The organism is Stenotrophomonas sp. P5_B8, from assembly GCF_054049855.1.
The window spans coordinates 1-2198 of sequence record NZ_JBFULO010000537.1; the positions used below are offsets into that span (position 1 = coordinate 1).

Genomic DNA, 2198 nt, shown 5'->3' on the forward strand with positions numbered 1-2198 from the left:
GAACATGCTTTCGCCGAAGAACATCCGGCCAATCGCCACGCCGTAGATGCCACCCACCAATCGGCCTGCATCGAAGACCTCCACCGAATGCGCGTGGCCCATCCGATGCAGGGCGATATACGCCTGCTGCATGGGAACGGTGATCCAGGTGCCGTCCTGGCCCGGTCGCGGACTGGCGGCGCAGGCGGCGATCACCTCGGCGAAGCGGGTGTCCGCGCGCACCGTCCACGGACTGTTGCGCAGGCTACGGCGGAAGCGCGAGGACAGGCGCACCCCGTCGGTGCGGAACACCATGCGGGGGTCCGGCGACCACCACAGCAGCGGCTGGCCCTCGGAGAACCAGGGGAAGATGCCGTTGGCGTACGCATTGAGCAGGCGCACCGGGGACAGGTCGCCACCGACCGCGAGCAGTCCGTCCGGATCACGCAGCGCGGTCTCGGCGGGCGGGAAGGGGGCATCCGGGCGGGCGCCCAGCCCCCAGGGCAACGGCCGGCTCATGCCGGGTCCGCAGCTTTGAAGGGGCTGTGCTCGGCCAGTGCCACTGCATAGCGCGCCACGTCCTCGCGCTCACTCGCGCACCAGCCGCTCAGCGCGCCGGCGAAGGCCGGCTCGGCCACCCAGTGGCGGCTGCGCACGATCTGCGGCAGGAAACCGCGCGCCAGCTTGTGCTCGCCCTGCGCGCCGGGTTCGAAACGGGTCAGGCCCTCGCGCAGGCAGTATTCGATCCCCTGGTAGTAGCAGGTCTCGAAATGCAGGCCAGGCAGCGTGGCGCCGCCCCAATAGCGGCCGTACAGCGTGTCGGCGCCGCGCAGGCACAGCGCGCCTGCGACCGGGGCGCCGTCCAGCTGGGCCAGGAACATCACCAGCTGGCGCGGCATCGAGGCTGCCAGATGGCGCAGGAACGGCAGGGTCAAGGCAGGCGAGTTGCCGTACTCGGCGAAGGTCTGCAGATAGAACCCATGCATGGCGAGYAGGTCATCTTCGCTGGCTTCATCCCCATGCACGATCCGATAAGTGACCCCGCTGCGTGCCAGCTTGCTGCGTTCCTGGCGGATGTTCTTGCGGCGCTTGTGGTCCATGGCGGCCAGGAAATCGTCGAAATCGCGCCAGTCGCCCGGGTTGTGCCACTGGAACTGGATGTCCTCGCGGAGCATCCAGCCCGGCCCGAATGCCGCATCTTCCTCGGCGCGGTGGAAATTGACGTGCGCCGACGACCAGCCGATGCGATCGACCTCGGCACGCAGCGCCTCGGCCAGTGCTGCGCGATCGACGTCGTCATGCGCCAGCAGGCGCGGCCCGGTCACCGGCGAGTACGGCACCGCACCCAGCCATTTGGGGAAGTAGTCCAGCCCGTGCCGCGCGTAGGCGTTGGCCCAGGCATGGTCGAACACGAACTCGCCGTGCGAGTTGTCCTTCAGGTAACCGGGCATCGCTGCGACCAGGGTGTCGCCGTCCCACAGGGTGAAGTGGCGCGGTCGCCAGCCCCATTCCGGGCGCAGGCAGCCGTGCGCTTCCAGCCCGGCCAGGAAGGCATGGCTGACGAACGGGTTGCTGCCGTCGTGCAGGGCGTCCCAGTCGGCGGCGGGGACGTCGGAGAGGCGATGGAGGAAGCGTGGATCAGGCATGGGGAGAGGATAGGGCAGGGCGATGGGGAATGGGGATTGAGAGCTTGAGCTGATCCATTCCACATGTGCCATCAAAACGGTGTTGCCGGAACACTGTGAAGGGTGCATTCGGGCGCATTCGTCGTGGCGGGAAAGGCGCAGATTGCGCTGGCGCCGTAGGAACGGTGCATTCCTTTGGATTCATGGAGAATACCGATGTCGTGCAACAACCCTGGTTTGCTGCTGTCGATTACYGCCGGCGCCGCAATCGCCGCAGCGTCTCTTTTCATGTCCGCGCCCGCGCGCGCCGCTGGCGTCGAGCCGCTTGGTCTAAAGAGTGATGTTGAGCTCGATACCCTTTTGACACAGCGCGCACGGTTCTCACTCGAGCGCATCCCGCTACTGGACGGACAGTCCCGTAGCCGCCAGGTAAGTGCCTCCATGGATATCGCCGCCGGGGTGATCACGGTCCGACTGGATCGATCATTTGTGCCTGAAGACTACGGCCCATCTTTCGAAGACCAGAGAAGCATCATCAACAACGGCCTGATCCATGAAGCCGAGAAGTTTGCGCCGGTAGTAACGGTGGAGTAC

The 2198-nt window shown here is 66.3% G+C and carries 3 protein-coding genes; 1 reads left to right on the plus strand and 2 read right to left on the minus strand.

Annotated features, from left to right (window positions below; all coding sequences use genetic code 11):
* Together ACXJKH_RS19045 and ACXJKH_RS19050 are read right to left on the minus strand one after the other, a co-directional pair.
* Positions 1-498 (minus strand): leucyl/phenylalanyl-tRNA--protein transferase (locus ACXJKH_RS19045; RefSeq protein ID WP_457321720.1); only part of this gene is annotated, 498 nt, incomplete at its 3' end.
* Positions 495-1625, minus strand: coding sequence for a GNAT family N-acetyltransferase (locus ACXJKH_RS19050; RefSeq protein ID WP_256776709.1), 1131 nt, complete (start codon positions 1623-1625; stop codon positions 495-497). The genes ACXJKH_RS19045 and ACXJKH_RS19050, both read right to left, overlap by 4 nt.
* A 195-nt stretch (positions 1626-1820) precedes the next feature.
* Between ACXJKH_RS19050 and ACXJKH_RS19055 the strand changes: the two genes are divergently transcribed.
* Positions 1821-2198, plus strand: a 378-nt coding sequence (locus ACXJKH_RS19055) for a hypothetical protein (protein ID WP_457321722.1), incomplete at its 3' end; no start/stop codon positions are given.